We start from the raw sequence: 6,334 nt of genomic DNA, 5'->3' as shown, positions 1-6,334 counted from the left end.
TGACCAAGACGGCATCTACGACCTCTTCTTCGCCCACCACTGCCTTGCCAGTATCGACCTGCGCGAGGCCGACTAAACTGTTACCTATGTCCTGGCACGTTTGTTACCCATGTGTCCGGTCCATACACTGGCCCAAAGAGAAAGTAACCAAAGAGAAATGGCCTGAGAGCGGGCGGTGCGCTTTGTAGCTGCGCTTCTTCCAGTGTCAGGCGTTGGGATGGTTATCTTTGGGGTCTGATCTCACTACTGCCCGGCGGCCGTGTTTTGCAGCGGGATCAGGTAGCCGCTGCCCAGCAGACCTTGCATGAAAGATCTGCGACTGTGGGGTCGTGGGTGCTGGCGGTTGCCGGAAGTGGAAGAGGTCGTTGAGTCCGGAGAGGGCGAGCAGCGCGCCGAAGGCGACGCGTAGAACGATCGACGACCAGCGAAACACCGTTTGCATGGAAGCGCTCCTTGAGGGGAGGCGACTCGTGATCCGCAGGTGACGGTGTGCGCGGTATTTGTTGGATCGGCTAGGCCAAGGGATCTAGCCGATCATCATGACCTCAGGCCTTGGCGGCAGGATTGCGGCGGCGCGGACGGCGCTTGCGGTTGCCTTCGCTGGCGCGCTCGGTATTGCCTTGCTGTTGCGCATGGCCATGTGGGCGATGCGACGGCGGACGTCCCTGGCGGGGCTGGCGCTGGCCCTGGACCGGGCGAGGGGCGCTGGCGTCGAGGCGAAGCGGATGCGAGGGCGCGAACCCTTCCACTTCGGTGATCGCGATCTCCTGCTTGAGCAGGCGACGGATGTCGCGCAGCAGGCCGGATTCTTCATGGCTGACCAGCGATACGGCGAGACCTTCGGCGCCGGCGCGGCCGGTGCGGCCGATGCGGTGCACGTAGTCCTCAGCGACCATCGGCAGATCGAAGTTGATCACGATGGGCAGCTGGTCGATGTCGATGCCGCGCGCGGCGATGTCCGTGGCGACCAGCACGGTGATGCGGCCGCTCTTGAAATCGCTCAGCGCACGCGTGCGGGCGTTCTGGCTCTTGTTGCCATGGATGGCGGCAGCGCGCAGGCCGCCGGTTTCCAGAAAGCGCACCAGCTTGTCGGCGCCGTGCTTGGTACGGCTGAACACCAGCGTCTGGCGGCGGCTGTCCTGCGACAGCACGTGCAGCAGCAAGTCGCGCTTGTTTGTCGCGTCCACCGGATGCACGTGATGGCTCACCGTGGTCGCCACGCTGTTCGGCGGTGTCACCGAGACTTCGCGCGGCTCATGCATGAACTGCATGGCCAGCGCCTTGATCGGCGGCGCGAAGGTGGCGGAGAACAGCAGGGTCTGACGCTGGCGCGGCAGCGCGCTGAGGATGCGCTTGAGCGCGGGCAGGAAGCCCATGTCGAGCATGCGGTCGGCTTCGTCCAGCACCAGCACTTCCACGCCGGAGAGATCCACCGAACGCTGCTGCATGTGGTCGATCAGGCGGCCCGGCGTGGCGATGACGATGTCCACGCCGCGACGCAGTGCCTGCATCTGCGGGCCCATGCTGACACCGCCGAAGATGGTGGTGGTGCTTACACGGATGTGTTTGCCGTAGTCGCGCAGATTTTCGTTGACCTGGGCGGCCAGCTCGCGCGTCGGGGTGAGCACCAGTGCGCGCGGACGGCGCGTCTGGGTCTCGCGGCCGGTGGAAAGCTTTTGCAGCAGCGGCAGGGCGAAGGCAGCGGTCTTGCCGGTGCCGGTTTGCGCGGCAGCCAGCAGGTCGTGGCCTTCCAGCACCAGCGGAATGGCGCCGGCCTGGATGGGAGTGGGATTGGCGTAGCCTTGTTCGGCAAGCGCACGCAACAACGCGGGCGCGAGGCCCAGCGATTCGAAAGACATGGAAGCTCCTAGGGCAACCCGGAGCGTGTTCGAACCGCGTTGCAGTGTTCAGTAGGGGAGGGGCGGCAGGTGCCGCGCCGGCAAGTATAGCTTAAATAAGGGCTTCCCTGCGAAAGCCGGCCAGAACGGTTCAGCTGCGCCACCGCGCGACCATCAAATAGCTGTTGAACGGCGTAAACCCGAACAAGGGAGCAGTGGTGACGGTCAGGCCGGCGGCTTCCAGCGGTTTGCGCAGTTCTTCGGCACAGGGGAAGTGCTGCGCGCCACCGCGGATGCGTCTGCTCAGGCGCAGCCATACTTCTTCGGCGCGGGTTGCGTGGAAACGCCAGCTCGAGTCGCGCAGCACGCTGCGGATCACCAACACGCCGTTCGGCGCCAGGTGTTGCACGCTGCGCGCGAGCAGCGACTGCTGTGCGTCGCGTGACAGGTAATGCAGCATGTCGAGCAGGGCCACATGCCCTTGGATGGGTGGCATCGCTTCGGCGTCGGCCTGGCGCAGCTCCATCACCTGCTCGAGCCCGGCGCGGCGCACTGCGATCATGCCGGCCTCGATCTTTCGCTCGTCGTGGTCCAGGCCCAGATACTGCGGCAGCGCGCCCTGGGTGTGCAGATAGAGGCCGAGCAGGCCGATGCCGCAGCCGATGTCGAGCAAGGGCAGCGCACTGCCGTTGATGGCTTCGGCGGTAGCGGCATACACCGGATCGGAGGCGAGCTTGCCGCGCACATAGCTGCGCTGGATGTAGCCGTCGTAGAGGTCGGCGATGCGTTGGCGGGAGAGGTGTTCCATCATCCTCGGTGCATGCGGGTTCCATCCGCAGCGTAGCGCTCGCGGCATGCGGTTGCCACACGCATGGATGTCACACGAATGAGCCCTTGCGCATCAGCGTTCGATGGTGTCTCGTGTGCCCCTTGCTGCCAGCCATGCGGAGCCTTCCGATGTCACTGCTTGCGCCTTTGCGGGAACTCGATGCCACCCAGCGCCACACTGTGCTGGCGAGCTTTCTGGGCTGGACCCTGGATGCGTTCGACTACTTCCTGCTCACCTTCGTGATCGTGGCTGTGTCGAAAGAGTTCGGTGCGGACAAGGCTGACGTGATCTACGGCCTGTTCCTCACCTTGGCGGCGCGGCCGCTTGGCGCGTTGCTGTTTGGACGTCTGGCTGACCGTTACGGTCGGCGGCCGATCCTGATGCTGGATGTGATTCTGTTTTCAGTGTTCGAACTGGCGACGGCATTCGCGCCTTCGCTCAGCGTGTTTCTGGTGCTGCGCTTTCTGTTCGGCGTGGCGATGGGCGGCGAATGGGGGCTGGGTGCGTCGCTGGCGATGGAGTCGATTCCGCCCAAGGCGCGCGGCCTGGTATCGGGCCTGCTGCAGAGCGGCTATCCCTGCGGCTTCTTTCTCGGCGCGCTGGTGAACTGGTTGCTGGTGGACCACATCGGCTGGCGCGGTCTGTTCATCGTCGGGGCGGCACCGGCGTTGCTGGTGCTCTACATCCGCCGCAGCGTGCCGGAGTCACCGGTGTGGCAGGCCGGCAAGGAAGAGCGCAAGAAGCGCGGCCTGTTCGAGGAAATGCGCGGTCACTGGAAGCTGGCGTTCTACCTCACGCTGCTGATGGCCGCGTTCAACATGTTCAGCCATGGCTCGCAGGACCTGTATCACACCTTCGAGGAAGTGAACCTGCATCTGCCCAGCGGCTCGGGCGCGGCGTTCCTGCTGGTGGCGATGCTCAACCTGGGCGCGATGGTGGGTGGCCTGTTCTTCGGCGCTTTGTCCGAACGCATCGGGCGGCGCCGGGCGATGATCACGGCGGCGTTGCTGGCGATTCCGGTGATTCCGTTATGGATGTACGGCGGCTCCATGCTGTGGCTCGCGGTTGGCGCATTCCTGATCCAGGTGATGGTGCAGGGCGCGTGGGGCGTGGTCCCGACGCACTTGAACGAGCTGTCGCCGGACGCGGTGCGCGGCACCCTGCCGGGCGTGGCTTACCAGTTGGGCAACCTGTTGGCCGCGTATACAGCCAACGCGCAGAACCAGATCGCCTCCTGGCACGGCGGCGACCTGGCCTTCGCCATGAGCACCTGGATTGCCGGCATCGCCCTGGTTCTGGCCCTGCTGGTGTGGCTCGGCCCGGAGGCGCGAGGTGTGGGCTTCGGCGGAAAGCGGGCCGGGTGAGTGGCGGCGAAGCTGGTAGAATCGCCGCTTTGCACACATCACGAGACAGGCAATGAAGGCTGGCAAGGACAAGGTCATCTCGCTGCACTACACCCTTACGGTGGACGGCGAGAAGGTAGAGAGCTCGCTCGATCGCAACGAGCCGCTGTGGGTGCTGCTGGGCCATGGCCAGCTGATCCCCGGTCTGGAGAAGGCGCTGGATGACCACGGCGCTGGCGAGAATCTGCAAGTGGAAGTGGCGCCGGCCGAAGGCTATGGCGAGCGTCAGGAAGGCATGATCCAGCGCGTCCCGAAGAAGTACTTCCAGCAGGCCGCCAAGCTCAAGCCGGGCATGACCACGGTGTTGGCGCTGAAGGAAGGCGGCCACCGCGCAGTGGTGGTGCACAAGGTCGGCATGACCACGGTGGACGTGGATATGAACCACCCGATGGCCGGCAAGGCGCTAACTTTCGACGTGACCATCAACGAAGTGCGTGATGGTACCGAGGAAGAGATCCAGCACGGCCACGCCCATCCGCCGGGTGCCGAAGCGCACTGACAGCGCTTATTCGCTCGAAGAAAAACGGCGCCTCATGGGCGCCGTTTTTTCTGTAGGAGCGCACCCTGTGCGCGAAACACCTACGTAGTGTTACCCAGGTCGCCCACAGGGTGGGCTCCTACAATATTCAGACCAGCGTGATCTGCACATCCACATTGCCGCGGGTGGCATGCGAGTACGGGCAGATGTCCCGATGCGCCACATCCACCAGCTCCTGTGCGACTGCGCGATCGATACCGGGCAGGCTCACTTCCAACTGCACGGCGATGCCGAAGCCGGTCGGTTCGCGCGGACCGATACCCACATCGGCGGTGACCGACGCTTCCTTCAGCGCCACCTTCTTCTCGCGGGCGACGTAGCGCACGGCGCCTTCGAAGCAGGCTGCGTAGCCGGCGGCGAACAGCTGTTCCGGATTGCTGCCGGCGCCGCCCGGGCCGCCGAGTTCCTTCGGCACCTTCAGGTCGAAATCGAGCACGCCGTCGCTGCTGTGGATATGGCCTTCGCGGCCGCCCTTGGCGGTGGCAGTGGCGGTGTAGAGGATCTTGTTGACGCTCATGTGCGGATGTCCTTGGTTGGGGAGTCAGGTTTGGGTGGGCTGAGATAACTGCGCGGCCAGTTGTTTGAGTTCGTCGCGCAGGCGTTGCATGTCTTCGCTGCTGAGGCACAACCGTGCTGCCATGCATGCCGGCACGGCCTTTGCGGGTTCGCGCAGCGCTTGGCCTTCGGCGGTCAGGCAAATTTCCACTTCGCGTTCATCGCTGAGGCGGCGCTGCCGGCTGACCAGGTTGGCCTGCTGCAGCCGCTTCAGCAGCGGTGTCAGCGTGCCGGAGTCCAGTTGCAGGCGTACGCCGAGTTCGCGCACGGTCAGGCCGTCCTGCTCCCACAGCACCAGCATGGTCAGGTATTGCGGGTAGGTGAGCCCCAGCGATTCCAACTGCGGACGGTAGGCGGCGGTCATCGAGCGCGAGGCCGCATACAGCGCGAAGCAGAGCTGTTGATCGAGTAGCAGCGAGGGGAGCGAGGTGCGTTTCATGGCGCCTATCATGAGTGCAAAATTAAATTGTGTACAATTGAAATTTCCAATCGATGCGATAGGCGTAGGTTTTTGAACGCTGGGAGGGGGCGGGGTGGGTTAGTCCAGCAGGCGCTTGCCGTAAGCGAAATGATCCTTCCAGTACGGCCCGTCGATGTCATCCAGCCGCACGGTGCCGCCGCTGTTCGGCGCATGCACAAAGCGGCCTTTGCCCACATACACGCCCACATGGCTGATGCCGCCGCGGTTACCGAAGAACACCAGGTCACCACTGGCCAGTTCGGTCATCTGGTTGACCTTACGCCCGTCCATCGCCGACATCTCGCGTGAGGTGCGGGGCAGCTGCAGCCCGGCCGCCTGGCGGTAGATGTAATCCACCAGCCCGCTGCAATCGAAGCCACCGTCCGGCGTATTGCCGCCCCAGCGATAAGGCGTGCCGACCAGGGCGATGGCGCGGAACAGCACGTCATTGGCGGTGCCGGTGCTGGCTTCCGACGGTGCCCGCGCAGGCAAGCCGGCCAGAGAAGAGCGGGAGTCTTTGTATGTCGGTTGGGGCCGGCGCGGCGCGCTGGAGCAGGCCGCCAGCAAGAGCAGTGCGACCCCGAGCAGGACGATGCGCAGGGCGTGCGGCGATGTCGGCTGGGGAGCGGTGCTGGCGGCGGAACCCAAGCGCATTTGACAACCTCGGCACAAGTTGGCGCCGAGGTTATCAAATCAATGAGTTGTATTGAA

7 protein-coding genes are annotated in these 6,334 nt (G+C 64.5%); 2 read left to right on the top strand and 5 right to left on the bottom strand.

What is annotated here, in order from left to right; all coding sequences use genetic code 11:
• Positions 1 to 545 precede the first annotated feature (545 nt).
• Together ISS97_RS21840 and ISS97_RS21835 are read right to left on the bottom strand one after the other, a co-directional pair.
• Entirely contained in the window at positions 546 to 1,859 is a 1,314-nt protein-coding gene (locus tag ISS97_RS21840; protein ID WP_379984064.1) for a DEAD/DEAH box helicase, read from the bottom strand.
• Between the two features lie 130 nt (positions 1,860 to 1,989).
• Positions 1,990 to 2,646, bottom strand: coding sequence for a class I SAM-dependent methyltransferase (locus ISS97_RS21835; RefSeq protein ID WP_379984065.1), 657 nt, complete (start codon positions 2,644 to 2,646; stop codon positions 1,990 to 1,992).
• A gap of 149 nt (positions 2,647 to 2,795) precedes the next feature.
• Here ISS97_RS21835 and ISS97_RS21830 point away from each other — a divergent pair, with 149 nt between their 5' ends.
• Positions 2,796 to 4,031: an MFS transporter gene (locus ISS97_RS21830; protein WP_379984066.1), complete on the top strand. Its 1,236-nt coding sequence runs from the start codon at positions 2,796 to 2,798 to the stop codon at positions 4,029 to 4,031.
• Positions 4,032 to 4,083: 52 nt separating this feature from the next.
• Entirely contained in the window at positions 4,084 to 4,569 is a 486-nt protein-coding gene (locus ISS97_RS21825) for an FKBP-type peptidyl-prolyl cis-trans isomerase (RefSeq protein WP_379984067.1), read from the top strand.
• A 127-nt stretch (positions 4,570 to 4,696) separates the two neighbouring features.
• On the opposite strand, the gene ISS97_RS21820 is transcribed toward ISS97_RS21825, so the two are convergent.
• The 3 genes from ISS97_RS21820 to ISS97_RS21810 all read right to left on the bottom strand — a co-directional run bounded on the left by ISS97_RS21820 (position 4,697) and on the right by ISS97_RS21810 (position 6,277).
• A complete protein-coding gene (locus ISS97_RS21820; RefSeq protein WP_379984069.1) occupies positions 4,697 to 5,125 on the bottom strand; it encodes an organic hydroperoxide resistance protein in 429 nt (142 codons plus the stop codon).
• 24 nt (positions 5,126 to 5,149) lie between these two features.
• Positions 5,150 to 5,602: a MarR family winged helix-turn-helix transcriptional regulator gene (locus tag ISS97_RS21815; protein ID WP_379984070.1), complete on the bottom strand. Its 453-nt coding sequence runs from the start codon at positions 5,600 to 5,602 to the stop codon at positions 5,150 to 5,152.
• A 99-nt stretch (positions 5,603 to 5,701) separates the two neighbouring features.
• Positions 5,702 to 6,277, bottom strand: coding sequence for a C40 family peptidase (locus tag ISS97_RS21810; RefSeq protein WP_379984072.1), 576 nt, complete (start codon positions 6,275 to 6,277; stop codon positions 5,702 to 5,704).
• Positions 6,278 to 6,334: the final 57 nt, after the last annotated feature.

It is taken from the genome of Dyella koreensis (genome assembly GCF_044904565.1).
Taxonomy (GTDB): Bacteria; Pseudomonadota; Gammaproteobacteria; order Xanthomonadales; family Rhodanobacteraceae; genus Dyella_D; species Dyella_D koreensis.
This window is presented reverse-complemented; position numbering and strand designations above follow the sequence as displayed.